This is a genomic window from Candidatus Nanopusillus massiliensis, assembly GCF_920984865.1.
In genome coordinates this window covers 509,868-510,454 of record NZ_OV100765.1, presented here as the reverse complement: position 1 = coordinate 510,454, position 587 = coordinate 509,868, and positions in this window count along the sequence as shown.

The following is a 587-nucleotide window of genomic DNA, read 5'->3' as shown; positions in this document are numbered from 1 at the left end:
AATTTTATAGCAATTTCTTTTATCTTGGATAAAGGTTCTTTTGGCACAATGTATATAAAACATTTATTCTCAAAATAAAGGAATGATAGAAAAAGAATATATAGAAAATTTAAAAGAAAAATTTAGAGAATTTGAAGATAAAAAAGATAAAATAATTGAAGTAGNAGTCAAATTAAATAGAACATCAAAATCAATAATATATTCAGTAATAAGAGGTGATATAAAATCTGCAAATGAATATATGATCTAAATGGATAAGTATAAAGAAGAAATGGACAAATTTGTAAGAGAAGAACCCAGGTTGAATAATANTGCCATGATAAGTTATCAAGAATATGCAGAAGCAAAAATATTCTATAATTTTATATTCAATAATAGCATTCCAAAAAATGATGAATTAAATGTTGATGAGTATTTAATATNATGGGATTGATGGATTTTGTTGGGGNNNTATATAGAAAATCAATAGAAGAAATGCTAAAGAATAATTTAGAGTTTGCTGAGAGANNNNGAGAAATTATATATGAAATATATCAAAACATGTTATATATGGAATTTAAAAATTATGATATAAGAAGAAAGGTAGA